At 58.6% G+C, this 26,597-nt stretch carries 23 protein-coding genes; 21 read left to right on the forward strand and 2 right to left on the reverse strand.

From position 1 onward, the window contains the following. The first annotated feature begins 121 nt into the window (after nt 1-121). Nucleotides 122-1,774: a 3-(methylthio)propionyl-CoA ligase gene (locus KHU30_RS17535; protein WP_329956693.1), complete on the forward strand. Its 1,653-nt coding sequence runs from the start codon at nt 122-124 to the stop codon at nt 1,772-1,774. Between the two features lie 26 nt (nt 1,775-1,800). Here KHU30_RS17535 and KHU30_RS17540 read toward each other — a convergent pair whose 3' ends face one another. Further along, nucleotides 1,801-2,715, reverse strand: a complete 915-nt coding sequence (locus KHU30_RS17540; protein ID WP_211443924.1) for a 5'-nucleotidase — start codon at nt 2,713-2,715, stop codon at nt 1,801-1,803. Nucleotides 2,716-3,075: 360 nt separating this feature from the next. On the opposite strand from KHU30_RS17540, the gene KHU30_RS17545 reads away from it, so the two are divergent. The 17 genes from KHU30_RS17545 to KHU30_RS17625 all read left to right on the forward strand — a co-directional run bounded on the left by KHU30_RS17545 (nt 3,076) and on the right by KHU30_RS17625 (nt 21,964). Further along, nucleotides 3,076-4,641 (forward strand): collagen-like triple helix repeat-containing protein, encoded by a 1,566-nt coding sequence (locus KHU30_RS17545; RefSeq protein WP_211443925.1) that lies wholly within the window; start codon nt 3,076-3,078, stop codon nt 4,639-4,641. Between the two features lie 227 nt (nt 4,642-4,868). After that, the gene (locus tag KHU30_RS17550; protein ID WP_230427446.1) at nt 4,869-6,587 is read left to right on the forward strand and encodes a ShlB/FhaC/HecB family hemolysin secretion/activation protein; all 1,719 of its coding nucleotides are present in this window, start codon (nt 4,869-4,871) and stop codon (nt 6,585-6,587) included. Nucleotides 6,588-7,136: 549 nt separating this feature from the next. Next, nucleotides 7,137-7,325 carry a Flp family type IVb pilin gene (locus tag KHU30_RS17555; RefSeq protein ID WP_211443927.1) on the forward strand — a complete coding sequence of 63 codons (189 nt, stop codon included), beginning with the start codon at nt 7,137-7,139 and terminating at the stop codon, nt 7,323-7,325. A 71-nt stretch (nt 7,326-7,396) separates the two neighbouring features. Further along, nucleotides 7,397-7,939: an A24 family peptidase gene (locus tag KHU30_RS17560; protein ID WP_211443928.1), complete on the forward strand. Its 543-nt coding sequence runs from the start codon at nt 7,397-7,399 to the stop codon at nt 7,937-7,939. A gap of 79 nt (nt 7,940-8,018) precedes the next feature. Further along, nucleotides 8,019-8,504: a TadE/TadG family type IV pilus assembly protein gene (locus KHU30_RS17565; protein WP_211443929.1), complete on the forward strand. Its 486-nt coding sequence runs from the start codon at nt 8,019-8,021 to the stop codon at nt 8,502-8,504. A gap of 152 nt (nt 8,505-8,656) precedes the next feature. Further along, on the forward strand, nt 8,657-9,664 hold the full coding sequence (cpaB, locus tag KHU30_RS17570; protein ID WP_211443930.1) for a Flp pilus assembly protein CpaB: 1,008 nt from the start codon (nt 8,657-8,659) through the stop codon (nt 9,662-9,664). Nucleotides 9,665-9,720: 56 nt separating this feature from the next. Continuing rightward, nucleotides 9,721-11,022: a type II and III secretion system protein family protein gene (locus KHU30_RS17575; protein ID WP_211443931.1), complete on the forward strand. Its 1,302-nt coding sequence runs from the start codon at nt 9,721-9,723 to the stop codon at nt 11,020-11,022. A gap of 22 nt (nt 11,023-11,044) precedes the next feature. Further along, complete coding sequence (locus tag KHU30_RS17580; RefSeq protein WP_211443932.1) at nt 11,045-12,349, forward strand: AAA family ATPase; 1,305 nt, start codon at nt 11,045-11,047, stop codon at nt 12,347-12,349. 119 nt (nt 12,350-12,468) lie between these two features. Beyond that, nucleotides 12,469-13,824, forward strand: a complete 1,356-nt coding sequence (locus KHU30_RS17585; protein ID WP_211443933.1) for a CpaF family protein — start codon at nt 12,469-12,471, stop codon at nt 13,822-13,824. A 2-nt stretch (nt 13,825-13,826) separates the two neighbouring features. Further along, entirely contained in the window at nt 13,827-14,756 is a 930-nt protein-coding gene (locus KHU30_RS17590) for a type II secretion system F family protein (protein WP_211443934.1), read from the forward strand. 39 nt (nt 14,757-14,795) lie between these two features. After that, complete coding sequence (locus KHU30_RS17595) at nt 14,796-15,752, forward strand: type II secretion system F family protein (protein ID WP_211443935.1); 957 nt, start codon at nt 14,796-14,798, stop codon at nt 15,750-15,752. Next, entirely contained in the window at nt 15,749-16,651 is a 903-nt protein-coding gene (locus KHU30_RS17600; protein ID WP_211443936.1) for a tetratricopeptide repeat protein, read from the forward strand. Before KHU30_RS17595 ends, KHU30_RS17600 begins: the two co-directional genes overlap by 4 nt. Nucleotides 16,652-16,701: 50 nt before the next feature. Next, nucleotides 16,702-17,157, forward strand: a complete 456-nt coding sequence (locus KHU30_RS17605; RefSeq protein WP_230427447.1) for a DUF3613 domain-containing protein — start codon at nt 16,702-16,704, stop codon at nt 17,155-17,157. Between the two features lie 45 nt (nt 17,158-17,202). Then, the gene (locus KHU30_RS17610; RefSeq protein ID WP_211443937.1) at nt 17,203-19,290 is read left to right on the forward strand and encodes a TadG family pilus assembly protein; all 2,088 of its coding nucleotides are present in this window, start codon (nt 17,203-17,205) and stop codon (nt 19,288-19,290) included. A 28-nt stretch (nt 19,291-19,318) separates the two neighbouring features. Next, entirely contained in the window at nt 19,319-19,657 is a 339-nt protein-coding gene (locus KHU30_RS17615; protein WP_211443938.1) for a DUF4282 domain-containing protein, read from the forward strand. An 11-nt stretch (nt 19,658-19,668) separates the two neighbouring features. Beyond that, complete coding sequence (locus KHU30_RS17620; protein WP_211443939.1) at nt 19,669-21,036, forward strand: sigma 54-interacting transcriptional regulator; 1,368 nt, start codon at nt 19,669-19,671, stop codon at nt 21,034-21,036. A gap of 235 nt (nt 21,037-21,271) precedes the next feature. Then, complete coding sequence (locus tag KHU30_RS17625; RefSeq protein WP_211443940.1) at nt 21,272-21,964, forward strand: DUF2968 domain-containing protein; 693 nt, start codon at nt 21,272-21,274, stop codon at nt 21,962-21,964. 150 nt (nt 21,965-22,114) lie between these two features. On the opposite strand, the gene KHU30_RS17630 is transcribed toward KHU30_RS17625, so the two are convergent. Further along, the gene (locus tag KHU30_RS17630; protein WP_211443941.1) at nt 22,115-22,732 is read right to left on the reverse strand and encodes a LysE family translocator; all 618 of its coding nucleotides are present in this window, start codon (nt 22,730-22,732) and stop codon (nt 22,115-22,117) included. Between the two features lie 133 nt (nt 22,733-22,865). On the opposite strand from KHU30_RS17630, the gene KHU30_RS17635 reads away from it, so the two are divergent. The 3 genes from KHU30_RS17635 to KHU30_RS17645 all read left to right on the forward strand — a co-directional run bounded on the left by KHU30_RS17635 (nt 22,866) and on the right by KHU30_RS17645 (nt 26,553). Next, nucleotides 22,866-23,318 carry an Lrp/AsnC family transcriptional regulator gene (locus KHU30_RS17635; protein WP_211443942.1) on the forward strand — a complete coding sequence of 151 codons (453 nt, stop codon included), beginning with the start codon at nt 22,866-22,868 and terminating at the stop codon, nt 23,316-23,318. Nucleotides 23,319-23,842: 524 nt separating this feature from the next. Then, a complete protein-coding gene (locus KHU30_RS17640; protein ID WP_211443943.1) occupies nt 23,843-25,948 on the forward strand; it encodes a hypothetical protein in 2,106 nt (701 codons plus the stop codon). A gap of 5 nt (nt 25,949-25,953) precedes the next feature. After that, nucleotides 25,954-26,553, forward strand: coding sequence for a hypothetical protein (locus KHU30_RS17645; RefSeq protein WP_211443944.1), 600 nt, complete (start codon nt 25,954-25,956; stop codon nt 26,551-26,553). The last annotated feature ends 44 nt before the right edge of the window (nt 26,554-26,597 follow it).

A 26,597-nucleotide genomic window follows, 5' to 3' on the forward strand; every position in this document is an offset into this window, starting at 1 on the left:
GGAAAAACGGGGCTTTTTTTTATCGCGGCAGCCATGGCGTGCTTTTTTCTTGTTCATCACAGAGCGGGTAAAAACGTGTAACGTAGCGAAAACGGCTGCACGATCATTATCAGGAGACGCGATGACCGATTTTCAGCAAAGCCCGCTGATGGGGCAGATGATGAGCCAGCCCTTGCTCATCTCCAGCATTATCCAGCACGCCGACCGCCATTTCGGCGCCAATGAAATCGTTTCGCGGCGGGTGGAAGGAGACCTGCATCGCTATACCTATAGTGATTGCCACGGCCGCGCGCGCCGGCTCGCCAATGCCCTCGCCGGCCTCGGCGTCAGGATGGGCGAGCGGGTCGCCACGCTGGCCTGGAACGGCTACCGCCACATGGAAACCTATTACGCCGTCTCCGGCGCCGGTGCGGTGCTGCATACCATCAATCCGCGCCTGCATCCGGATCTGATCGGCTATATCGCTAACCATGCGGAAGACCAGTACCTGTTCTTCGATACCTGCTTCCTGCCGCTGGTGGAAGCGGTGGCGCCGCTCAGCAAAACCATCAAAGGTTATGTCGCGCTGTGCGCCCGCGAGCACATGCCGCAGGACAGCAAGCTGCCCAATTTGCTGTGCTACGAAGAGCTGCTGGCTGCCAGCTCGGACGATTATCAGTGGCCGCAGTTCGATGAAAATTCCGCTTCCAGTCTGTGCTACACCTCCGGCACCACCGGCAATCCCAAAGGCGCCTTGTATTCGCATCGTTCGACGGTGCTGCATTCCCTGGCATCGGTTATGCCGGACACCATGAACATTTCCGGCCGCGACGCCGTGCTGCCGATCGTGCCGATGTTTCATGTGAACGCCTGGGGCTTGCCGTACGCGGTGCCGCTGACCGGCGCCAAGATGGTGTTTCCCGGACCGGGGCTGGACGGCAAATCCCTGTATGAATTGTTCGAGCAGGAGCAGGTCACCATTTCCGCCGGCGTGCCGACAGTCTGGCTCGGCCTGCTCAACCATATGGAGCAAAACCAGCTGCGCTTCTCCAGCTTCAGGCGCACCATCATCGGCGGTTCCGCCTGTCCGCCGGCGATGATGAAAAGCTTGCGCCATCGCTACGGCGTGGAGGTGGTGCATGCCTGGGGCATGACCGAGATGTCGCCGCTGGGCACCACCGGCTGCCTGCAGACAAAACATCTTTCCTTGCCGCTGGAGCAGCAGGAACTGTTGCTGCAAAAGCAGGGCCACGCCATCTACGGCGTCGACATGAAAATTGTCGACGACCTGGGCAAGGAACTGCCCTGGAATGGCGTCACTTACGGCAATCTGCTGGTCAAAGGCCCGTGGATCGTCGCCGGCTATTTCAAGAACGAGGGCGGCGAGGTGCTGCAGGACGGCTGGTTTCCCACCGGCGACGTCGCCACCATCGACGGCGACGGCTACATGCAGATCACCGACCGCAGCAAGGACGTGATCAAGTCCGGCGGCGAATGGATCAGCAGCATCGCCTTGGAAAACATCGCGATGGCGCATCCGGCGGTACAGATGGCGGCTTGCATCGGGATCTTTCATCCGAAGTGGGATGAACGGCCCTTGCTGGTGGTGGTGCGCAAGCCCGGCATGGAAGTCAGCGGCGCCGAGCTGCTGGCATTTTTCGAAGGCAAGATCGCCAAATGGTGGACCCCGGATGACGTCGCCTTTGTCGAGGCCTTGCCGATCGGCGCCACCGGCAAGCTGTTGAAAAACAAGCTGCGCGAGCAGTTCAAGGCTTATACCTTGCCGACCGCCTGAGCCGCGGGCCTGCCGTCCAGGCGTGCTTATTCAAACTCGTTTGGCTGCTTCCATGGCACGCGTGCGGTCTGTACCTTGATGGCGGCGCGGCCGCAATGATCCGGATGGTCGTCGAAAAACATATGCGGCCTGAACGCCGCCAGCACATCCGATTTGACGATGCCGCCCATGAAGAAGGTTTCATCGATCGCCACGTCCCAGGCGCGCAGGGTGCGGATCACCCGTTCGTGGGCCGGCGAGGAACGCGCGGTGACCAGCGCTGTGCGGATCGGCGCCGCGTGGCCATCCGGATTCTTGAAATTGTTCTGGATATAGGACAGCGCCAGCAGCAGCCGCGCAAACGGCCCTTGCGGCAAGGGCAGCAGGGCGTTTTCCCGCTCATGCCTTTCAAATGCCTCGATTCCTTCGCTCTGGTAAATCTTTTCCGATTCATCTGAAAAAATCACGGCGTCGCCATCGAAGGCGATCCGGATCTGGTCCAGCTCCTCCATGGCATTGTCAGGCATCTGGTACAGCAGCGCGGCTGCCGTGCCTGAGTTGACTGCAGCCTGCACGTCGTCCTCATGGAGCGACAGGAACAGGCTGACATTGAAGGCCTGCAGATAGGGCGCCAGCGAAGCGCCGCCGGACAGCACCGCACGCGTGATGTCGAGCTGGTAGTGTTTGATCGAATTGAAGATGCGCATCGAGGTTTCGCTGGAATTGCGCGACATCACGACCACTTCGACGAAACGCTGGCCGGTCAGCTGGTTCAGTTTCAACAAAGCTTTTACCAGGGCAAAACCGGCTCCCGGCTTGAGAACCTGGTTTTCATTGAGCAGCTGGTGACGGCGATAGGCTTCCAATCCTTCCTGGCGGAAGATGGCTTCCTCGATTTCCAGGTCGAACAGTGCGCGGGATGAAATTCCCACTACCAGTAAATTTTCCAGGGATTGAGGCATGGATGGGCGGTCTTCAGGTGAATATCGACAGCGCTCATTATAGGCTGAGGTGGCTGCGTTCCCGCAGGCGCCGGGCAAGTGGCGTTTTTGCCATTTTTTCCGTTGGCGGCGGGATCGATGTTCCCGGGCGTTACGTTACATGTTACGTATCGCGGAAGGGGAAGAGTTCCCCGGAATGAATATTTTGGAAAGTTTTTATATTTGTGTGAGTCATTGATTTTTAAGGATTTTTTCTATTTTTCAAAGATTTTTGATGACCTGCGGCACCAGCCTGATTGAGCAACTTTCCGGCTGGCACGTTCTTTGCGGAAAGACGGTAGGCATAGCTGTTATCTGAGTCATCAAAAAGGGAGATAGATCATGAAAGCATCGAAACAAACCGGATTGCTCACGGCATCCTTGTTACTGACGGTACTGCTCACGGGATGCGGCGGCAGCGGCGGTCTGCAGCTGGGCGGCGGTAAAGGTACCACTGCAAGCACCGGCATCAGCGGCACCACGCCGACCGCCCCAACTACACCAACCGCGCCAACCACACCAGTGACGCCGGTCACGCCAGTCACGCCAGTCACACCGACTGCCAGCGCCGCCAACCTGGTGTCGAATCTCGGCACCACCGTGTCATCCGTAGGCACAGCGGTTGATGGCGCGGGCAATACCGTAATCAGCCAGCTGCCGCTGGTAAGCCCCTCCACCAAGGCGGCATTGAGCGGCGTGGTCGATAATGCCAGCGGCATCGTTACCGTACTCGGCGGCGGCTTGGCCAACGGCCTGGGTCAGATCGGCACGGCACAAGATCCGGTTGGCATCACTGTCGGCAGCACTGGCGGCGTCGTCGCCCAGGTCGGCGCTACCGTGAACAGTGCCGGCCAGGCCGTCTCCAGTCTCGGCAGCAGCGGACCGCTTAGCGTCCTGGCGCCGGTCACTACGCCGGTGGGAGGGCTGATCAGCACTGTCGGCAACACCGTTTCCGGCACCGTCGCGCCTATCGTCACCACTGCATTGACTACCGGCCCGGTGCAGCAGTTGACGCAGACGGCCAGCACGGCGATTGTGCCGCTGACCAGCACTGCCGCCACCTTGCTGCAAACAACCGGCAACGCGACGGCGCTCAACCAGCCGGCTAATTTGTTGCTGGGCGTGGTCGGCAATACCGTCGCCAGCGTCGGCGGCGGCCTGACCGGTTCCGGCGTCCCGGTCGTCAGCAACCTCGGTCCTGTGCTGACCAATACCGGCAATCTGGTGGGCGGCCTGTCGACCAACGGCATTACCGGCACCGGCCAGCCGCTGCTGGGAAACAAAACCGGCGGCATCCTGCAACCTGCTGACAACGCAGCGATGAGCGCTCTCGTCGGTCCGCTGGCGCCGGTTGTCGGCGTCGTGAACAACCTGACCGGCAGCCTTAGCGGCGCAGCCGGCGCCGGCAGTCCGCTGGCTCCAGTTACAGGCCTGCTGGGTGGCTTGACCGGCGCAGTCGGCAGCTCCGGCGGCAGCGGTCCGCTGGCTCCGGTTACAGGCTTGCTGGGTGGCTTGACCGGCGCAGTCGGCAGCTCCGGCGGCAGTGGTCCGTTGGCGCCGGTCACCGGCTTGCTGGGCGGTTTGACCGGCGCAGTCGGCAGCTCCGGTGGGAGTGGTCCTCTGGCTCCGGTTACAAGTTTGCTGGGCGGCGTGAGCGGTGCAGCCGGTAGCGGTGGAGGCAGCGGTCCTCTGGCTCCTGTGACCGGTTTATTGAGCGGTTTGGGCGGTACGGTTTCCGCGGGCGCCGGTGGCAGTGCGGGCGGCAGCGCAGCAAGCCCATTGGCCCCGGTGCTTAATCTGGTTGCCGGCTTGACCGGCGGGGTGGCAGCAGGCACCGGCGGCACTGGCGGCAGCGCCCAGGCCGGCGGCGTAGTGGGTGGCTTGCTGGGCGTCACAGGCAAAAAATAAATGCCGGTAGCGATACGCAAAAAGCCTTGGTTTTTACCAAGGCTTTTTGTTTGCTGGAGAGGCCAGGCCGTCAAGTCCTGTTGGAACGAGGCGGCGGTGCGCTGCTGAATAAAATAGTTGCACCCAGTGAATTATTGCCGTACTTTAACAGTGACTTCAGGTCGTGCCTTACCGACTGCGATGAATAGACAGGTTTGCCTTCGATAACGAACGAGAGCCGTAGCCGCATGCAACTATTTAAATCGAAGTGCTCCCGCCGCGCCGGACTGATCCTGACCGGCAGCGCCTATTGGCTGATGACGATGACTGTTTTGCCTGTACATGCCGACTCGCGCAGTCCGCTGCAAGGTAATCCGACCGACACCTTGCCCAAGGCCGAAGCCCCACCCAGCCCGACAGTGACCATCAATGTGCAGACCCAGCCGGTTGATCCGGCCATGCAGAAACTGCTGGCAAGTCATCTGACGCCATCGCGTTTCCAGATCGCCGGGATCAAGACCTTGCCGTTCGAAGAAATCGCCGCGCTGTTCGCGCCAATGGCCAATCGCGACACCACCGTGGCGGAATTGCTGGCGGCTGCCAACAAGGTCACGCAGATGTACCAGGATCGCGGCTACCCGCTTTCCTTCGCCTTCATCCCGGCCCAGACTTTCGAAAATAATGTGGTCGTGGTCACGGTGGTGGAAGGCTATGTCAGCAACGTCAAGGTCGAAGGCAATCCGGGCGGCGGCGAAGAGCGCCTGAAACTGATCGCCGAACAGCTGCAGCAGGACCGGCCCTTGCGGCGCGCCACTTTCGAACGCGTTGCCGGCATTCTCAGTTTGCAGCCAGGGGTCAAGATTGTCGCCAACGTGGCGCCGCCGACCACCACCGACGGCGCCGCCGACATGGTGCTGACGGTGAAGCGGAATCCGGTAACCGTGGGCGTCGGCGCCGATTACCGGCAGCCCGGGATACGCGGCCTGCTGACCGCCAGCAGCAACGGCCTGACGCCGCTGGGCGAGCAGGTGACGGTGAGCACGCTGCAGCCGAGCGGCGAACAGCATGAGAAATACTATGCCTTGAATTATGTCCAGCCGGTCGGCACTGACGGCTTGCTGGCCAAAGCGAACTGGTCTGACTATCGTGCGCAGCCACAAAATGCCGCCTTGTCATCGGTCGATTACCTGAATCAATATCAAACCAAGACCACGCGCGTTGGTGCGTCTCTCAGCTATCCGGTGATCCTGGATAACACGCATAGCTTGACCGTTGCCGGCGGCGCTTACTCGGCCGAAAACAGCCAGGTGTTTACCCGTTCGGTGCCGGCGACGCCGATGACCTTGGAACTGAGTTCGCAGGTGCGGGTATTGAGCGCGGAAGCGTCGTGGACCGATGTCAAGACAGGACCGGACAAGTTACAGCAGACGCGTCAGTTGAATGTCGGTGTCTATAAGGCCTTAAGCTCGCTCGGTACCAGAAGCGAGAAGAGCAATGTCGATCTGGGCTTTACCAAAGTCACCCTGCAAGCGGCACAGTCAAACCAGCTGCCCGGCGGCTTCGGCGTCGCGGTAGCTGCCAGCACCCAGTACAGCAGCAACATCCTGCCGACATCGGAGCAGATTGGTTTTGGCGGGAAATTATTCGGCCTGGCTTATCCGGCGGGTGAGTTGGCCGGCGATAAAGGCTGGGGGGTATCGGCGGAAATCAATCGTCTGTTTCCCATGGGTTACACCTACCTGAAAACAGTGCAACCGTATTTTCTGGTGGACCATTCGCGAGTGTATTCCAATGCAGGTCCTTTGAGTCATGACACTTTAGGCTCTGTTGCGCTGGGGGTACGTTTTTCAGATGGTCATTACTACACTCTGGACCTGTCGATAGCCAAGCCGGTGGCCGATATTCCTGTCAACTCCAGTTCACGGTCGCCGCGTATCAATGCGGCTTATTCGTATCAGATGGATTGAATGCCGATGCATGAGGGCATGACCGCTTCCTGACCGGGACCCGTCATGCAGATTTTTAGTTGCCATGAGTCATTGGATGACTCCCTTTCCGTGCAAATGAATGTCCAGCAACTGTTACGCAAACACTAGCAAATCTGCGGCTTCGAAGCGTTTGTTGCATCCCTTTCAATCGATTGAAGGACCGGGGATCGCTCTGCGTTTTTATCCCAATTAAAGCTATGGAAAGTACGCGCCGATAGTCATTTTCGAGTTACTTATGGGAAATTTTTACTTGCTTAGATGCAAGCATTTTTTTCATAATGTAAAACAATATTTCAAAACAAAATCGCAGTTTACCTATGAAAATTTCACTAGAGGAATAACTCTATTAATATGTTTCTTAAGGGAAAAATTTATCTTGAGGTAATTTTTAATCAGGGCTATGCTGATACCGCGTAGTCCGAAATCAGGTCTCGCGATTTGGGGGTAGAACGTGAGTCTATTTCCCTGCAGATTGCGATACAGCAGGCTACTTCTTTGATGCGATGAGTGTTTCTTTGGGAGATCACAATGAACGTCAAATTAATGAAATTTCTTCGCGATGAAGATGGCGTTACGGCTATTGAATATGGCCTGATTGCCGGGCTGGTGGCTGTAGCACTAGTTGTTGCGGTCGGCGCAATGACTAACGGGTTGGGTAGCATATTCACTGACCTCGGCACCAAACTAACAAACCTCGGCACCAAGATTGGCACCTAAGACGACTGCATGCAGATTCAGTGCGACGGACCGTTCAGTTGTTCTCAAAGGATAGTTGAACGGAATGGAAAATGCTGAGCACGAATTTTTTCCTGTTGATCCTGTTCCTGCTGTTTTGCGGCGCGATATTTTCGTACGACTATTTATTCCGGCGAGTTCCAAACGTATTTTTATTAATTGCTATCGCTTTGCAGTTGTGCTGCCTGCTGGTGCTGGATAGCGGACTAAACGGGACAGGATGGTTATCTGCTCTATCGGGCTTTGCAGCTGGCTTGGTTTTTTTTCTGCCCTTGTATGTACTGCGCGCGATGGCAGCCGGAGACGTTAAGTTTTTTGCAGTACTCGGCTTGTTGAGCGGACCTCAGGCATTGCTGCCAGTCTTCTTGATTGCGTCGGGGATGGCATTTCTGCACGCGTTGTTATTGTATGCCTCGCGTATGGGACTAGCGCCTGGCTTACAGCTGGTTGCAATGCGCATGGCGCGCCGGGCGTGGTATCAACGGATACTGGGAAAGCGCGGCAATCGTGTCGGCATTCCTTATGCGGCGTATCTGGCTTTGGCAGCGGCACTGATCTGTATTCGCAACTCTGGAGCGGTGCCGGGTTTTACTTGAATGCTTCACGCATGCCGGCGTGACAAGTGGCGGTGATGTGCTGATCGGTTTTGCTTGACTGTAAAGATCGGGAGCAGGGATGTATAAGAAATATAAATACAAGGCCCGTCCGGATATCGGAAAAGGAGCCTGGACCCACGCGCAGCGGGGCGTGGCAGCCATAGAATTTGCACTGGTGTTCCCGGTATTTTTCATGCTGATGTACGGGATCATTACATATGTCTTGATCTTCCTTGCTCAACAATCTCTGGCGCTGGCGGCAGAAGAAGGTGCGCGGGCTGCGTTGCGTTATACAACGGCGGATCGCGGCACAATCGCGTGCTCTACCGCGACCCAACTGGTTAGCTGGCTGGGCAGCGGCACCGGCGGTGCCCCGCTTGCAACTTGCACGCCGACCGGACCGGTTACCTGCGCTCTTCCTGCTGGCACCACAGCACAGTGCATCACTGTCAAAGTCTCTTATCCGTATGGTACGCAGCCGTTAGTGCCGTTATTGCTGGGATCGTTAATGAGTGTTGCGGTGCCTACCACATTAGCGAGTTCAGCCACGGTTCAAATAAATTGAGCAGCGGCTCCATGCGTCTGAGTTTTTCGAGAGCATCTGCATATTTATCGACCGCGAATCATTGAGCCAATGGCTTAACCCTGGTTGTTTGGAATTTGACTTGGAAACCACTTGAACAATATCTTCGTTCGGATAGGCATCGGGTACGCGCTATGAATAACCTGACAAAAATTGTTGCAGCGATATTGGTTGTGGCGGCGCTCGGGCTGGCGTTTGTGGCATGGTGGCTGGGTAGCCGGCCGCCGCCGACTATTGTCGCTGCGCCGGCGGTAGCCGCCAAGTCATCGAAACAGTACGAGGTGATAGTCGCCGCTCGCGCACTGGAGGCCGGCAAGGCAATCACCACCAGCGATATCAGCCTGGTGACCTTGCCGATCAATCCGGCCGGCGCATACGACCAGGCCAGTTCAGTGGTCGGCAAGGTGCCGCTGATCGACATAGGGATCGGCACGCCCATCACGGAGAGCGGCCTGGCTAGCGGCCTGTCTATAAAACTGGCGGATGGCGAGCGGGCAGTGGCGATTCCCGTCGATGAAATTGTCGGGGCTGGAAACCGGGTTCAGGCAGGCGACTACGTGGATGTCTTCTTTAGCCTCAAGCAAGCCCAAGACATAGCCACGACACAGTCGCGCCTGTTGCTGTCGCGTGTACATGTACTGTCATACGGCGCCGCCGTGATTGGCACTGCTACCGGCGGAGGCAGCGCGGGAGCGGCGCCAAGTCAGCAGGCGCAGCAGGCGGGGCAAGTTGCGACCGTGCAGCCGCAAGCGCAGCAAGCTCCCCGTACTGCCGTATTGGCGACCCCGGTAGCTGATGTAAACCGGCTGCTGCTTGCAACCCAAAATGGCAAGCTGACGCTGGCCTTGCGCAATCCCAGCGATGAAACAATTTCCGATGTGGCCCTGTTCCCGCAACCTCCCGCTGTACTGACGGGGAAAAGAGAGCTGACGCGCGATCAACAGGATGCGCTGAAGCAGCCTGACAATCTGGCTTTCGCCGGCATGGAAATGACTGGACTGGCCGGAGATGCTAAGTCTCCAAGCCGCAAGCCGCCGACAAATAATGTCATGGCCGCCAGGCCGCCAGTCGGAGAGCCGGCGCGTGGCGCCGGCACGGTCGAGGTGATTCGCGGTACGCAGCGAGAGTCGGTGGCTTTCTGACATCGCGACGGTTTTCAATGACTGGCTAATATCAATAACTGGATAACCTGCAACTCATGAAAATTCAAGACTTACTTCTACCCTTGTTCTTGAGTACGACTGCCATGCCAGCCATGGCAATTACCGCGGCTACCGATATTTCGCTGGGCATGCATGAACAGCAAAACCTGCCGGTAGCCGGTATGCTGGAACGCATCGCCATTGCCGATCCGGAAGTGGCCGATGTGATGATGGTGCGCGGTTCCAGCGGTAGGAGCGGCAGCGTCATTCTAGTGGGGAAAAAGGCGGGTAGCACCACCGTGACGGCATGGGCCAAAGGGTTGCCTGCCAAGACATGGAAGGTGCAGGTGCAGGGCGATTTGCAGGCGACGCTGGCGGGCCAGCCCGGCGCCGATGTCCAGGTACGCGGCGCCACGGCCGTGATCAGCGGCCAGGCGCCGTCGCTGCTGGCGCATGTCAGCAGCAGTGCGGTCGCGGCAGACGCTGCGGGCAAAGGCAAGGTCCTGGATATTTCTACTATTGACAGTGGCAACGTGGTGCAGATAGATGTCAAGATTGTTGAGTTCAGTAAATCGGTACTGAAGGAAATCGGTTTTGACTTCGGACTTCTCGTCAACCGCGGCAATTTCAGCTTTAACCTAAGCAGCAATCTAGCGTCCAATGGGCTATCGACGACCTCGTCGGCATTTAACCTGCTCACCAGGTTTAGCCGCGGCAGCTATAGCCTGACCAACAATCTGCGCCTGATTGAAGGCAACGGCATGGCGCGCGTGCTGGCCGAGCCGTCGTTGACCGCTCTGTCCGGCCAGAGCGCGAGTTTCCTGGCCGGTGGGGAATTGCCGATTCCGCAGTCCGGCGGGCTCGGCACCACCACCATAGCCTACAAGCCTTTCGGCATTGGCCTGACGGTGTCTCCGACCATACTGGAAAAGGGCAGGATCGCCTTGAAAGTAGCGCCAGAAGCCAGCGACGTCGATTACAGTAAAACTGTTACGGCCGACGGCGTATCGGTGCCTGCCATTACTACCAGGCGGGCAGACACCACCGTGGAGCTGGGCGACGGCGAAAGTTTCATTATCGGCGGCCTGGTGTCGCGCACCACGCAGTCCAACGTCAACAAAATACCGCTGCTGGGAGACTTGCCGATTATCGGCAGTTTCTTCCGCAATATGAGCTACTCCCAGGCCGACAAGGAATTGGTGATCATCGTCACCCCTCACGTGGTGCGGCCGATCGCGAAAGGTGTGCCGTTGCCGTTGCCGGGTGATAACGAACGCCGCAACACGGCCGGCACTGCGTGGGGAAGTTATTTATTAGGCGGAGCAAGCCGGGACGAGTTGCCGGGGTTTTCGAAATAGACGACAGCCATTTTTGGATTACATGATGAACGCTCGTAACAAAGCATTGAATGAACTGACGTCGCTGAGCCGCTTTGTCTTCTGCTCGCGCAACAGCGCGCAGGCGGAATGGCTGAGCGGGGCCCTCGGGAAATGGGGCTCCTTGTTGCAGGAAAAGGCCGATGTGGCCGAGTTGCTGTCGCGCATAGCCGAGCTCAATCCTTTGCTGGTCCTGCTGGACTTTTCCGGCGTCGAACATGCGCATGAACATGGAGGAGTGCTTTCGCTCGATTCGCTGGGCGGCATTGCGCACGCGATTGAACTTGCGCGGGCGTTCAATAAAACCCTTCCGGCCTTGCCGCTGGTGGCTGTCGGTTCCTTGGCGTTTCCTGAAGGTGCGGTGGCAGCATTGCGCGCCGGCGTCAGCGATTTCATTGACGTCAGCGCTTCCGAGGACGAAGCCAGGGAAGTGGTGCAGCGCGTGCTGGCAAAGGCGGCGGCTCGCAACCCGGCGCCGGTAAAGCGCGGCCAGCTGGTGACCTTGCTCGGCGTTCGATCCGGCATAGGCACCAGCACCCTGGCGGCGCATCTGGCGGACATGATCCAGCAACGCAATGGCGATCGTGGCGGTAAGCGGGGCGCCGCCGATAGCCGGGTGGCGCTGCTCGATCTTGGCTTGCCTGCCGGCGACGGCAAGCTGTACCTGAGCGCCAGCGGCAATTTCGATTTCGCCGAAGCCGTACGCAACCTGCGTCGTTTCGACGAAACACTGGTGCATACCGCGTTGCCGCGCAGTCCCGGCGGCGTTACCGTGATTTCACTGCCGCATAGCCTGAGCGAGATGCGCACCGTATCGCATCACGATGCGCTGGCCTTGCTGGATCGCCTGCGCCTGTATTTCGATGTGCTGATCGCCGACCTGGGCGGCTTCACCAACCACGAATTCATCGCCAACCTGACCGGCGCCGCCGATCAGGTCTGGCTGGTGACCGATCAGAGCGTCGGCGCGCTGGTGTCGCTGGCGGGCACCTTGCAAGAATTGAATGGCCGCCATCCCGATGACGGCAAGCGGCATCTGGTGGTGAACCGCTACGACGACCGCTTCGGCATGGGCGCCAGTCAGATTGCAGAACGCTTCAAGCTGCCCTTGCTCGCCACTTTGCCTGAGCGCACGCTGAAGCTGACCGCCAGCGCCAATCGCGGCAAGCTGTTGCATGAAGTCGCCCCTCACGATTCTTATGTGCGTGCGGTTGACGGCTTGATAGACGGCCTGCTTAACCATGCCGAGACTGTGCCGCACAAGCTGGGAGTCGGGCGCTGGCTGCCGAAAATCCTTTTGCGGAAATAGACAGGTAATTTGAATTGATTCAAGCGTGATTTAGACCGATCTGCGCCGGTGTTTGAAAACCTGTTAAGGCAACAGGATAGGGAAACAGCGGCCCCTGATGAAAGACGGGAGATATAAACGTGAGCAACCAGATTGAATTTGCGGACGACGACCAGACCTTCTCGAATACCCAGGAATTCCAGGATATCAAGACGGCGGCTTACGATCATCTGCTGACGCGGATCGAGGAACTTGGGGCGGAGTTCGGCCGCTGGTCGCGCAGCGCGATCCAGCAATTCGTCAATCTGGATGTCGACGGCTTCGTGCGCCTGCAGCGCATCCCTCTGAATGAATCGGAAGTGCGGCAGATCGCCGATGCCCTGACCAAGGAGTTGGCGGGACTGGGGCCGCTGGAGGACTTGCTGGCGGATATGACGGTTGAAGATATCCTGATCAACGGCTACAACGATGTGTTTGTATCGCGCCACGGCGTCTTGCAGCGCGAGACCTTGCGGTTTACCGATAATGCGCACTTGCTGCGCATCGTCAGGCGGATCCTGGCGCCGCTGGGGCGCCGTCTGGACGAATCGAATCCGATGGTTGATGCGCGCCTGCCGGACGGCGGCCGCCTGAACGTGGTGATCGAGCCGCTGTCGGTGGATGGTCCGATGGTGTCGATCCGAAAATTCCGCAAGGAGCCGCTCAAGCCTACCGATCTGCTCAATCTGGGCACCATGAATGACGAGATTTATTCTTTGCTGGATAACGCGGTCAAGGCGCGCTGCAATATCCTGGTGTCGGGCGGCACCAGCTCCGGAAAGACATCCCTGCTCAATGCGCTGGCCTTTTTCATTCCGGAAAAGGAGCGCGTCGTCACGGTGGAAGATACTGCTGAACTGTCGCTCAACCATCCGCATGTGGTGCGATTGGAGTCGCGTCTTGGCGGCTTTGAGGGCGCCGGCGCGGTCAGCATCCGCGATCTGATCCGCAACAGCCTGCGCATGCGTCCCGACCGCATCATCGTCGGTGAAGTACGCGGCGCCGAAGTGCTGGAAATGCTGCAGGCAATGAATACCGGCCACGACGGTTCGATGGGCACGATCCACGCAAATACGCCGCGCGAGTGTCTGTACCGGATTGAAATGCTGGCCGGATTTGCCGGCTTTCAAGGCAGCGAAAGCAGCCTCAGGCGGCAGATCGCCGGCGCGCTTGATTTCATCGTGCAAATCGGCCGGCTCTCCAACGGCCGCCGCCGCATCGTCTCGATTACCGAAGTGACCGGCATGGGGGACAACATCATCACCTTGCAAGAACTGTATCGGCACGAAAGTTTCATCGGCCCGGATGGCGAAGAAGCCGATCGCTGGGTGTCGCTGGGAATCTTCCCGCATGCGCCCAAGCTGCAGCGGCAACGCCAGCTCGGGCAGCAAAGCAGCGGCAGTCCGAATACCGGCGGCCCCGGCAACAGCAGCGGCGGCCTTTCAGGGAGGCGCTAGCCATGCATATCGTGCTCTGGCTGCTTGCTGCCGCCCTGCTGCTGACCGGCAGCGGGCTATGGCTGTGGCAGCGTGCGCAGCAGCGCAGCCAGCAGGATGTCAGCGCCGCGTTCGTGAATCGGCAGATTCTGGGCATGCAGCAGGTCCAGCAGCCGGAGCAGAAGCAAGACGAAGCCGCGCCGCAGCTGCAGCTGTCGATAGAAACCATGCGCAATTTCTTCCTGCGCGCTGGAATCCAGCATCCCAGCGGCAGGCTATATGCCCAATTGATTGGGCCTGGAATAGCTCTGACATTGCTGGCATTGATATTGGGAGGCTGGTTGTCGGCGTTGGGCACGCTGCTGCTGTACTGCATGCTGGTGGTTTTTTATTTCTGGCTGAGGACTTCGAAACAGAAGAGCACCATGTTGCGGCAGCTGCCAGGATTTCTGGACACGCTGGTGCGCCTGGTCACGATAGGCAACAGTATCGGCGCCGCTTTTCAAACCGGCATACTCAGTACGGAAGGACCGTTGCGGGTAGTCCTGGATCGAGCCAACCGGCAGGTGCAAGCCGGCGTCGACCTGGAACACGCATTGCGTCAGCAGGCGGTGATTTATCGCTTCAAGGAACTGGACCTGGTGGGAGCGGTAATCGGTGTTTCTGCACGCTTTGGCGGCCGTTCCGATCTGGTTCTGGAGCGCATGGCCGCCTTCATGCGCGACCTGGAACATGCGCAGAACGAGTTGGTTTCGTTATCTGCCGAAATTCGCCTGTCGGCATGGATCATGGGTATCTTGCCGATAGCGATCGGGATTTTCCTGATCATTTTCAACAATAATATGTTCGCCGGCATGTGGCACGATCCGGTGGGGAAAAAAATGCTGATCGTTGCGGTCGTGCTTGAAGCAATTGGCGGCTATAGCTTGTATCGGTTGGCGAAAACGGTGTAGTGAAACAATTGACGGCGATGCGACCCAGACTGGAATAACGTGGATACCACTCAGCATACCTTGATTATCCTGGCAGTCATATTGCTGGCAGCTGCCTTGCTGCTCGTTGGTGTGGCGCTGCTGGCAAGAGCCTGGCGGCTGCAGCGTAATCAGGACACGATCGACGAGAAAATCTCCTCTCGCGAGCGGCCTGCTGCGGCGGTGGATGTCCGCGGTGCGCCGTCTGGCTGGCGCGATCGTCTGGTTGCGATCAGCGCCAGTTGGCTGGAAACGCCAATAGGGCGGCAATTGGTGGCGGAGGAAGACCGGCATTTGCTGGACCAGTGCAACGTCAATGATGTACGAGGTAAATCGCTGTTTTTTGCTGCGCGGGTGGTGCTGGCGACCATCTTGCCGCTGCTTGGCGTCATATTGATAGATCGGGGAGGGCTGGTGCGGCTGGTGGTGACGCTTTTTTTCGGCATCGCCCTCGGCTACATGCTGCCTAAATGGATAATGTTGAGAGTGGCCCGCAAGCGCCAGCGCCAGGCGGCGGAGGAGCTGCCTTTGCTGATTGATTTGCTGCGCCTGCTGCAGGGCGTTGGATTGTCGGTCGATCAGAGCCTGCATGTCATTGAAAACGAATTCAGAAGCGTCTTGCAAGTGCTGGGTGAAGAGTTGGCCATAGCTGGCCGTCAATACAGCACCGGGCGCAGCCGGGAGCAATCGATGCGGCGCTTTTCCACGGTGTTCGACAACGAGGATTTGCATGCGGTTTCGCGTCTTCTGGTGCAGGTGGAACATCATGGCGGCGCGGTGCAGGAACCGCTCAAGCAGTTCAGCGAACGGATTCGCGAGCAGCGAAAATTGGACATGCGGGAGAAAGTAGGGAAATTGACGGTCAAGATGACAGGGGTCATGGTGCTGACCTTGTTACCGGGCCTGTTGGTGATTACTGGCGGCGTGGGTTTCCTGGCTGTGATCCGCGCCTTGTCGAGAATGGGAGCGGGAACATGATGAGTTTTGAGATGCTGCCGGATGCGGGAACACGCGGACAGTGGCAATGCACCAGGACGGCATGGCTTTTGCCGTTGGCTTTGCTGCTTGCCGCGACAGTTCTGGCCGGATGCGCCAGCAATTCGGCAAAGGTCTATGCGCAGCAAAACGAAGCGGCGCAGTTGCGCCAGCAAGCCGAGGAAAAAGCGCCGACGCCTGACAACAAAGGCATGTACCTGGGTTTGATCCGGCAAATGCAGGAGCAGGGCATGTACTTTGCGTCGCTGGCCCATATCGATGCCTATGAACAGCAAAATGGCAGCAGCCCTGATGTACAACGCCTGCGCGCCGATGCATTGCGTGAAACCCGGCAGACCGCAGCCGCGGATGCGAGCTACCGCAAGCTGCTGGGATCCGCGGAAGCGGCTGCAGCCTGGCACGGCCTGGGTTTGCTGGCGGCCCAAAGCGGGGATTATCCGGCTGCCGTCACCGCAATGCGGGAAGCAGCGAAACGCGAGCCGACCAACCCTGTGATGCTGGGCGATCTTGGCTATGCCTTGCTGCGCAGCGGCGATATCGCCGGCGCCCGGGTGCCCTTGGCGCAGGCGGCGGAACTGGCGCCGGACAATCGCAAGATGATAGGCAACCTGGCGCTGTTCCTGCTGGTCTCGGGAGATCCGGAAAAAGCGCGCGCCGTCATGGACAAGGGCGCCTTGTCGGCAGACATCCGGGCCAAGGTGTATAGCCTGGCGGCGGAAATCGGCCAGCGGCAGCCAGCGGTAGTTGCGCTGCAAGCCGGCGAGGCGGCTAAGCCGGGGATGAATAGCGCAGTCGTCCCCGCCGGCAAAAACAAAGGCCAGGTATCGCTGCCCGCGACGCCATTCCAGTCGATGCTGGACCGGTTCGGCAACGGCGGCTAGGCGCCAGACGGTTTTTCCATGCAATTTAATTATCGTTGACGAGGCAGATCATGGAAGTGCGAGCAATTTTCCGGCAGCATATCTTGCTTATTGGCGCATTGCTGCTGATGGCAAGCAGTATTTCCGAGGCGTCTGCGCAGAGCATGACACCGCTTACCGGCAAGTTGCTGCAAGAGCCCGTGGCTGCGACGCCGAGTCCATCCGTGCCGTCGGCGACGCCTGCTGGGGCCGCTGCATCGACAGCCGTTCAAGTGGCGGCAGCGAATACCCAGGCTGCGGCGCAGCCGCAGGCCCATCAGACGCCCGTGGAGCGCGAGTCCAGGATACGCGTCGGCGATGTCACGCGCACTTTATTGCAGGCGCAAGCCGACGGTCGTGTCGCCGGTCCTCGTTTGCCCATGCTAGGCGCAACCGCCGACCTCAGCTGGCAGCGTTACCTGGATAGTTTCAAGCACTCATTGCCAGAGCGTTTTGAAAATACGGTATCGAAGAGCACATCAAACTAATCAATACGGACTGCGACAAGCGACACTAAACCGGGCCAACCTATCATGTCCCTATTCCTGAGCGACGCTGCAGCGCAGATTCCTGCTCCATCCTGGCGGCGGGACGGCGGGCGCCGCGCTCGTGGATCAGTCGCGGTGATGGCAGCAATTTTCCTGTCGCTCGTGGTGATATTGCTGTCTTCGATTGACATCGGTTACATGTTTTACATGAAGCGGGATTTGCAAAAGGCCGCTGACCTGGCTGCGCTGGCAGGAGCCCAGCAATTGGTCAGTACGCCGCTGGCCGGCAGTCCGACGACTTGTAGTGCGACCGATGCGCCCGTACTGGCTGCGATCGGCAATGCTCAGATCAACGGCTTTTCGACGATAGCGCCGAATCCGATGGCAAATGCAATTACTGTGACCTGCGGAAGATGGGATCCTGCGGCCAATGCATCCTTGGCGCCCAGCTTTTTTTCCGCGCCGGCCGCGGGGGCGAGCTTGAATGCTGTCCAGGTCGCTCTGACGCAGAATGTCCCGGCGTTTTTTGGATTGGGATCACGCACACTGAATGCCCAGGCAATTGCATCGTCCAGCGATCCCTATGCGGCATTTTCGATCGGGTCGAATCTGCTGACAGTGAACAGTAGCGGGGCGGTGCCAGTCTTTCTGTCGGCGCTGGGGCTCAATCTTTCAGGGACATCGCTAGTCACCTATAACGGTTTGGCCAACGTCTCGATGACACCGAATGGCTTATTGCAGGCGCTGGGCTTTCAAATCCCCCTGCATGCAAGCGTCGGCACCATTACGACACTACTGAATGCGAATACCTCAGGTTGCAGCAATGGCGTATGCACGCTGCAGGCGCTGCTTGGCGCCGTATCCGTTGTGGGAAGCCAGCAAAACCTGATCAGCGCACTTGGCCTGACCGCCGGGCAACTCAGTTTGCCTGTGCGCCTGCTGTCGATTCCCCCCAACCCGGACGGCACCGGCGGGCAGGGCGGACTGTTTACCATGATTAACGCCGCGGATGGCCAATCGGCCTTGAATCTGAATCTCAGCGCACTCGATATTGTCAGCACCGCTATCGCCGTCGGCAACGGTTATCACGCCGTATCCGGAACAGTCTCTGTGCCCAACGTATTGAATACCCGGATTGGCATCGTGGAGCCGCCATCGATCGGCATTGGAGGCGTCGGCACTACCGCTTTTACTTCCCAGGTCCGGCTCTATACCCGTATCCAGGCTAATTTACAGCCGCTGCTCAGTATTGATTTGCCTCTCATCGTTGACGTTGTCAATGGCCTGGGCAAGATAGAGAGAATGTGCAATATCGCTGACAGAGATCCCAGTGGCAATGACAGAGCTGTCATTTCAGTGAATGCGCCGATACTGAGCGTATGCGCGGGCCAGTTCAATGGGACTGTCGATGGCAGTACCGCTTTTTCAACGAATGGGGCCTGCAGCAAGAATCTGACCGCTTATCCGAATATGGTCACCGTGCTTGGCATGCATTTGATTAATACTCCAATTGCCATCGACGGTTTGCCGAATTCGAGTCCTGGGCAGCCGATGGTCAAAGGGCAGACAGTGACATATGGCGCTAATAATTTAGCAATTGGCACTACCCTGAGCAATGTGTTCAATGCTCTGGTCGGGGCTTTAACCAACAGTTTGCTGGGAAACCAGAGCACCGGCGCTACTGTCAATAATACCAATCTGGCGAGCAATCTATTGTCGATCACGAACCAAAATTTGGCCGTGGCGCAGAGCACGGTCACCAGCGGTTTGACTGCGCTGAATACACTTGCCGCCAATCCGGTTGCCGGTCTTGTTAACAGTTTGGGAGGATTGGTCGGCAATGTACTTTCCAGCGTCGGGCAACTTGTCAGCGGCCTTCTATGCCTTGGAAACAGCCAATGCATCTTGTCAACGCAATTGGCAGGAAGCCAGAATAGCGGCGGCACCAGTGTGTCAAATGCGCTTGTCTCGCTGCTGGGTATCGTGGTCAATCTGCTGCAGCCCATCTTGAATACCTTAGGCAGCGCCCTGGCGACGCTTTTGAACAATATCGTCGGCGTCCAGCTGGGTACGGTCGACGTCAAACTGATAGATTTGAATTGCGGCGGCGCCAGCGTCAAGCTGGTTTATTAATCAAATGGATATGCAAAATAATTTCACTATGACGAACAAGTATCGCGGAGCGGCCAGGCTGTTTTATTTGCTGGGATTCGAGCGCCTCATCGCACCTGTCCTGATCAAACTCATCTACTGGGTCGGGCTGGCGCTGATCCTGATCGCAGGCGCCACCGGTTTCGTCAATGCCAGCGGCGAAGGTATTGGCCGCATGCTGCTGACCCTGTTTGCATTGCTGTTGTCCCTGTTGATCTGGCGCCTGGTCAGCGAACTCTGGATCCTGGCATTCAATATTTACGAACGACTGGTTGAAATCCGCGACCTGATGGCGCGCCAGACACAAACGCCGGCGGTGATCCAGCCGGCACTGCGCGACGGTGACTGAAAGATATGACCATGCAAAACAAGCCTTTGCAAGAAAGCCTCGATATCTACATATGGGAAGGCAATTCGGATATTGCCGATCGCATCTCGCTGTGCCTGGCGAGTTTCGATATCGAGGTGATCCGTGCCGACGGCATGCCGGTAACGCGCGACCAGGTGTCGTCGCGGCCTTCGATAGCCGTGATTTCGGTGACCGTGATCGAGCAATCCGAGTTTTCCGCCGACGCCTGGCAGAAATCGCATGGCATGCCGGTGATCTGGGTGGCGGAGGTGGGGCGGGCGGCCAATCCGCGCGTCTATCCGGTCGAGTATTCGCATATCCTGATGCTGGATTTCACTTGCGCCGAATTGCGCAAGCTGGTGTTCCGCCTGGCCTCCGAGCTGCATGCCAACGCCGATGCGGATCGGATGCCGCAGCCGCTGATCGCGCAATCGGAATCGATGAAGACGCTGGTGGCGGAAGCCGAAGCGTTTGCCGATTGCGAATCAAGCGTGCTGATCATGGGCGAGACCGGCGTCGGCAAGGAGCGCATCGCCCAGTTGCTGCATCAGCGCCATGGGCGCTACCGGCACGGGCCGTTCGTCGCGGTCAACTGCGGCGCCATTCCGGACGGCTTGTTCGAGTCGCTGTTTTTCGGCCATGCCAAAGGCGCGTTCACCGGCGCCTTGCTGGCCCACAAAGGTTACTTTGAACAGGCCGACGGCGGCACCCTGTTCCTCGATGAAATCGGCGACTTGCCCCTGTATCAGCAGGTCAAGCTGCTGCGCGTGCTGGAGCAGAGCACCGTGACCCGGCTGGGTTCGCAAACCGAGGTCAAGCTGGATTTCCGGCTGGTGGCGGCGACCAATCGCAACCTGCGCGAGCAGGTGCAGCAGGACATGTTCCGCGCCGACCTGTATTACCGGCTGGCGGTGATCGAGCTGCGGGTGCCGAATCTGGAAGAGCGCGGCAGCGCCGACAAGATCGCGATTTTCAACACCTTGCTGGCGCAGACCTATGAAGACATTCCGCAGCCGCCTGAATGGCTGCTGGAGCTGGTCGCCGCGGCAAAATTCGCCGGCAATGTGCGCGAGCTGCGCAATGTCGCCGAGCGGGTCGGCATTATCTATCGCCAGCTGGGCGTATGGGACCGGGCACGCATCGACCGTGTGTTCGATACGCTGGGCACGATGGAGCGGCTGGTGGAGGGCAATGACCTGAGCGCGGTCCGCAAGAAATGGGATATGGCGGAACGCAGCCGTATCCTGTCGGTGCTGGACGCCAACGGCTGGCGCCGCCAGGACACCGCGCACGCGCTCGGCATCAGCCGCAAGGTGCTGTGGGAAAAAATGCGCAAGTTCCAGATCGCCGATACCGAGGCGATCGGCGAGGCTGAATAGGGGAGCGGGAGGCAGACCGGCCGCGACGGCGAGTCGAGCGCCGGCTTTTCTTTGTTTGGACGCTATTTTGAACTTTGTCCATGGGGCAATGCGCCTGATGCTGATGGTAAAATAGGCAACAATAGTGTTTTACGTAAAAACAATGCCCAGCAACAATAAAATTGCAGATAAAATTGACTGCATGGTGCATGCTCATGTCGACAATAAAACTTAATGTTAGCGAAGGAATCAGGGGATGAAAGTAACTGTACGCAATGCGGTTCGCGGTTTAGGACTGGGATTGTTCTTTGCCGGCTTGTCGCTTAACGCATTGGCGCAACCCTCTGCTACAGTCAGCCCGGCGCCGGCAACTGTTGCTCCTACTCCGGCCGCCAGCGCTAAAGCGGCTCCAAGCGGCAACAGCACCATCTCTGAACTGCAGCAGCTGATGCAAAGCCAGGGCGTGAGCGAATTGCGTACCACCTACAACGGCAATTACGGTTCCAGCCTGCTGTTCAAGCCTGACAACCGTACTTATTACATCGCCTTGTTCCAGCAGAAAAATTTCTGGCGCGTGGTCAAGACCACCTCCGACATCCAGGCTGAGCAGATCTACAAGAGCTTCGTCGGCCAGACCGAAAAGCTGGCGGCGATAGACATCCGCCGGATCCAGCTGGAAGCCGAGAAACAATACACCGAACAACAGATCGCCAGCCAGGAAACGCGCCTCGGCGCGCTGCAGAACGATCTGGTCGTGCAGCAGCAGCAGGAACAGAATGTGAATGCGCAACAGGAACAGGCGCGCCAGCAAACGCAAGTGCTGAGCAGCAAACAGCAGGCCGCGCGCAACGAATTGCGCGCCTTGCAAAACCGTATCCGTGTGCTGGAATCGCAGCAGACCGTCATGGATAACAGCGGCTTCAGCAGCGATAAGGCCGTCAGCAAGTAAGACGTGATGGCTTGAATTTCGCGCCAGGCGATTGTTCCTGGCGCCGGCTTGCAAATGAATCGGGACGCGTAAATTGACGTGTTCCGATTTTTTTTGCCTGCAGCAGGCCTTAAATGCGGCGATTGCTCATCCCAGGCGTTGCACCGCGGCTCATCCGGCGATGCGTACCAGCTGCCATCCGGCAAAGCCGAGCAGGATGCAGCCGCCAATCCGGTTGATCAAGGCCATGGCGCCCGGCTCTATCTTGTGACGCACCGTGGCCACGCCGCAGGCCAGCAGCAGCCACCAGAACGCCGATCCGCAAAATACCCCGAGCACCATGATCGCCGCCGCGCTTGGCGCGTTTGCCGCGGGGCCGGCGATGGCGGCGAATACTGCGATGAAGGAGAGGATGGTCATGGGGTTGGCCAAGGTCAGTATGAACACTGAAACGAAGGCTTTGCCGGCGAAGATGCCGTTGCTTGCGCTGGCGGCGCCGGCAGGCGGCGCGGCGCGCAGAAGCTTGATTCCCATCCAGCCGAGAAACAAGGCGCCGAAAAGCGCCAGCGGTGTCGTCAGTGTGACGAAATAATTGGTCACTGTGGCCAGTCCGAAGGCGCCGATAGCGCCATAGGCGGCATCTGCAGTGGCCGCGCCCAGGCCGCTGGCGAAACCGATGCGCGGTCCGTGCGCGATGGTGCGCTGGATGCACAGCAGGCCGACCGGTCCCACCGGGGCGGCAATCGACAGGCCGATCAGGGCCGCCTTCAAAAATAAGCCAATATCCACTTTCGATCCTTTGCAAGAGGGACTCCGGAAGGGAAATTATCTCAAGATCGTCATTGCCGCTGAATAAGCAAAATCAGGCGGAGCTGCTATATTGCCTTTATTATTCTCGCCAAACCTACCTTTCTCCTTAATTATGGAAATTGACGCCAAAGGCTGGAAAATCCTGGCCGCGATCCAGCGCGACGGCCGCATTTCGCTGAAAGCGCTTGCCGACCATTGCGGCCTGTCGCTGCCGGCTACATCGGAGCGGCTCAAACGGCTGGAGGAAGCAGGGATCGTTAGCGGCTATCGCGCCGTGGTCAATGCGGAAGCGGTCGGCTACGGTGTCATGGCGGTGATCGGCATCACCACCGCGCAGCCGGACAAGGCACGCCTGATCGCGCAGCTGCAGTCCATGCCGGAAGTGCTCGAATGCCTGCATGTGACAGGGCAGGATTCGTTTCTGCTGCGCGTGGCCGCCAAGGATATCCGCCATCTTGAGCGTTTCGTCGGCAGCATCAACCATTATGGTGAAACGCGGACTTCGATTGTCATGTCGGCGCCGATCGAGCAGCGTTCGATTGCACAATTTCCTGCCGAATTGTGAAATGAAATTTCGCCTGCCGTCCTGGCGCAAGCCGACGGAAACAAGGCGCGCATGGCGCGAGGCGGCGCTTTGCAGCCATCCAGATGCATACGCACGGCAAGCCTGGGATGTTATATATGCAAGACCCCAAAAAAGAAATGGGCTATGTCCCGTTTTGGACATAACCCATTCCGACTGTTACCTTTCAAGAGGTAGGTTTACTTTACATTCATCGCGCCGCTTGCGTCAACTGTATAAATTCACAGCCTGATGATGCAGGCAAAGCGGGCACTCCTTCGCTCTCGCGTATAGCTCCATGCCGATTGCAGGTACGGCGTTGCTCATGGCGCCGATGTCGTCGCGCGCCCCGGGGATAATTAAAAATGGCCCCTTTTTTCGTTTGGACGGGCATCTAGGTAAGGCCGTGTTGAAAACAACGCATCAGGCAATGCGTTGTTCGACGCGTTTTACACTTTGACCTGGAGGCGCCTGTGCTTGATAAGAATGCGTTACGAACACGTCGGCTAAAGAAAGCCGCATCGAATTTGGCAATCGTCATTTCCGGCACGCTGCTGCTTGCTTGCAGCGACGGCGGTCCGGGCTTGCAGGGCGCGGTTTCTTCGGCCGCGGCACTGCAGCCGCAAGCCAGGCCGTCGACCATTACGCCCTCAACCACGGTCGCTGCGCAGCCGGCCGCGACGCCGGCAACTACAACCCCAGCGGCTGCAAGGCCGATAGCGCCGATCCCGGCAGTTACAACGCCTGTCGCTACGACGCCAATCCCGCCAACCACGACAACGCCCGCAGTTACCGCGTCTCCCGCCGCCGCCAAGCCCGGTCTGTATATCAGCGAAGTAGCGGCCAACTACCGTCGCACGGATGGCGTCAGCTGGATGGAAGTTTTCAATAATTCGCCGCAAGCGATCCATCTGAGCGACTATCGCCTGCGCGCCACCGGCTGGAATATCGCCACGCAAGATATCAGTACGACGCCGATGAATTTCGATTTGCCGAAGGTGGATATTCCCGCCGGCGGCTATTTCGTCATCGCCGGGAAATTCATGCCGTTCCTGACGAATACGGATAAGTCGGCCTATGTCTCCACGACTGTCGTCGCCAACGGCAGCAGCAAGACCTATCTGCCTTACTGGAGCGATACGGAAGGCTTTGTCGAACTGCTGACAGCCAGCGACGACAAGACAGCGGATTTCGTCCGCTTTGGCACTTCTGCGGTAACCCCGCAGACCACATCGGCATGGAGCGGCGCCAATGTAGCGGCGTTTCCCGCCAAGCCCGATTACGTGACGGTAGCCACGCCCGATCCGCTGGACAGTTACGATGGTTCGATCGTACGGCTGAGCAGCAGTTTCACGGCCAGCGGCAGCAAGAGCGACTGGAGCAGGGTGGCGTTTTCGACGCCGGGCGGACCGAATGACGTGCCGGCCAATGCGATCGACAGCGACAAGGATGGCATCCCCGATTCCGCCAAAGTCCAGGGCGGGACATTCGGCGGCATGGATTTGTACAGCCTCGGCGCGCGCAAGGGCCAGCGCGATATTTTCATTCACGTCAACTACATGAGCAGCGCTACCGACATTGCGGTGACGCCGCAGAAGAATGCCTTGCAAATGGTGGTCGATGCGTTCAGTACGCATAACATCAAGATTCACTTCGATGTCGGCAATCTGTTCAGCAGCTCGGTTTCTCCGGCCAGCTTTAATCTGTCGGGAGACGTCAGCCATAAAGTCGCCTTTGAGAAGTGCACGCAGATCCTTTCTTCGACCGCCACGTCCAATTCCGACTTCACGCCCGATGCCGGCTGTTCCAGCATCTACAAGTATTCGAGCGGATCGTTCGATGTCCGCCGCAAGCCGGTGTACCGCTTCATGCAGATGGCCAGCTCGCAGCTTGCCAGCGGCGCCGGCGGCTCGTCCGGCATCGCCGAGCTGCCTGGAAATAAATTCCTGGTGACGCTGGGCGGCTCCGGCTTTGCGCCGAATAACGCCAGGCTGCAGACCATCCTGGTCAATTTCCAGGGCGGCACCATCATGCATGAATTCGGCCACACCCTGGGATTGCATCACGGCGGCTTCGAGGACCAGAACTACAAGCCGAACTATTTCAGCATCATGAACTACATGTACCAGCTCAACGGCCTGCCGGCCAATGCGAGCGGCGGCAACCCGCTGCAACGCTACTACTACACCTTCAACAACGATTTCAATTCATCGGTCCCGGGCCATGCCACGGCAGGCTCCTACAGGCTCTGCGATCTTCCTGAAGGGCCTTGCAATGCGGTGTTCAAGATTGACTATTCCAACGGCTCGGGCAAGAGCCTGGATGAAGCCAACCTGCTGGAAGCCGATAACATCGGCCGCGGCAGCGTGAATGGCGCCTATCTGGACTGGAACCTGAACGGCATGCAGGATCCGGCGAGCTATGCCTATGACTACATCAACGGCCGGACTGTGATGCGGGACAATGACGACTGGAGCAAGCTGGTCCTGGCGGCCAATCCTCATCAAGTCGCCACGGCAGGCGTGGAAGCCAAGGCGGGCGTGCGCCTGGACGAACTCAGGAAACGTGGCATGATCGCCCTGGAGCAGCCGCCATCCGTGCATTTGCTGAAAGAACTCACCAGCCTGAAATAAGCAGCATGAAAATAACGATCGCCATGCATCACTTCGGCCTGCTGCTATCGGCTGCGGCTCTGGCGGCTTGCGCCTGCCAGAGCGTGGCCAGCGATCGCCTGCGGTTCGATGGCATGCCGCCGGAGAGTACGGAAACACTGCTGGAACATGCCGCGGTGAGTCCGGCCGGCCGGCTGACGCTCGATCTTGGCCCGCAAGGGCAGGTGACCATCTCGCCCTGGCCACGCGCCTTGCCCGGGCAGCTGCAGGCGCAGTACGTCACGCTGAGGCAAATTGCGCATCCGGCCGGTCCGGTTCAGTCGATGCTGTTGCGTGCAGCGGAAGGCAAGGAGCCATGGCTGACGCTGGTGGCCAACGGTGGATTGAACTGGGGGCTGCTGCCCGGCATCCGTCTGCGTGGAGCTGCCGGCGGCGGCGTCAGGATCACCGGCTTGAAAAACGATATCTCTGTGGCGGCAGGCCAGGCCGTCAAGTTCCAGGATGCCGCCATGCACTGCTGGCAGTTCAGTCTGCTTGCCGTGCGCCAGCCGCAAGGAATGCAGGGGATCTCTCAGGAAGGCGAGCCGCGCGCCGACTGGTATCTGCGCGCAGATACTGAATGTTGAGGAAGCGGTGCGGCAAACCTGTTGATCAATATGATGCGGCGTCC

It is taken from the genome of Collimonas humicola (assembly GCF_018304945.1).
GTDB lineage: Bacteria > Pseudomonadota > Gammaproteobacteria > Burkholderiales > Burkholderiaceae_D > Collimonas > Collimonas humicola.

Bases quoted from the DNA above. Each gene is read 5' to 3' on its own strand.
- KHU30_RS17535 (WP_329956693.1), top strand. From the start codon at position 122: ATGACCGATTTTCAGCAAAGCCCGCTGATGGGGCAGATGATGAGCCAG.
- KHU30_RS17540 (WP_211443924.1), bottom strand. From the start codon at position 2,715: ATGCCTCAATCCCTGGAAAATTTACTGGTAGTGGGAATTTCATCCCGC.
- KHU30_RS17545 (WP_211443925.1), top strand. From the start codon at position 3,076: ATGAAAGCATCGAAACAAACCGGATTGCTCACGGCATCCTTGTTACTG.
- KHU30_RS17550 (WP_230427446.1), top strand. From the start codon at position 4,869: ATGCAACTATTTAAATCGAAGTGCTCCCGCCGCGCCGGACTGATCCTG.
- KHU30_RS17555 (WP_211443927.1), top strand. From the start codon at position 7,137: ATGAACGTCAAATTAATGAAATTTCTTCGCGATGAAGATGGCGTTACG.
- KHU30_RS17560 (WP_211443928.1), top strand. From the start codon at position 7,397: ATGCTGAGCACGAATTTTTTCCTGTTGATCCTGTTCCTGCTGTTTTGC.
- KHU30_RS17565 (WP_211443929.1), top strand. From the start codon at position 8,019: ATGTATAAGAAATATAAATACAAGGCCCGTCCGGATATCGGAAAAGGA.
- cpaB (WP_211443930.1), top strand. From the start codon at position 8,657: ATGAATAACCTGACAAAAATTGTTGCAGCGATATTGGTTGTGGCGGCG.
- KHU30_RS17575 (WP_211443931.1), top strand. From the start codon at position 9,721: ATGAAAATTCAAGACTTACTTCTACCCTTGTTCTTGAGTACGACTGCC.
- KHU30_RS17580 (WP_211443932.1), top strand. From the start codon at position 11,045: ATGATGAACGCTCGTAACAAAGCATTGAATGAACTGACGTCGCTGAGC.
- KHU30_RS17590 (WP_211443934.1), top strand. From the start codon at position 13,827: ATGCATATCGTGCTCTGGCTGCTTGCTGCCGCCCTGCTGCTGACCGGC.
- KHU30_RS17600 (WP_211443936.1), top strand. From the start codon at position 15,749: ATGATGAGTTTTGAGATGCTGCCGGATGCGGGAACACGCGGACAGTGG.
- KHU30_RS17605 (WP_230427447.1), top strand. From the start codon at position 16,702: ATGGAAGTGCGAGCAATTTTCCGGCAGCATATCTTGCTTATTGGCGCA.
- KHU30_RS17610 (WP_211443937.1), top strand. From the start codon at position 17,203: ATGTCCCTATTCCTGAGCGACGCTGCAGCGCAGATTCCTGCTCCATCC.
- KHU30_RS17615 (WP_211443938.1), top strand. From the start codon at position 19,319: ATGACGAACAAGTATCGCGGAGCGGCCAGGCTGTTTTATTTGCTGGGA.
- KHU30_RS17620 (WP_211443939.1), top strand. From the start codon at position 19,669: ATGCAAAACAAGCCTTTGCAAGAAAGCCTCGATATCTACATATGGGAA.
- KHU30_RS17625 (WP_211443940.1), top strand. From the start codon at position 21,272: ATGAAAGTAACTGTACGCAATGCGGTTCGCGGTTTAGGACTGGGATTG.
- KHU30_RS17635 (WP_211443942.1), top strand. From the start codon at position 22,866: ATGGAAATTGACGCCAAAGGCTGGAAAATCCTGGCCGCGATCCAGCGC.
- KHU30_RS17645 (WP_211443944.1), top strand. From the start codon at position 25,954: ATGAAAATAACGATCGCCATGCATCACTTCGGCCTGCTGCTATCGGCT.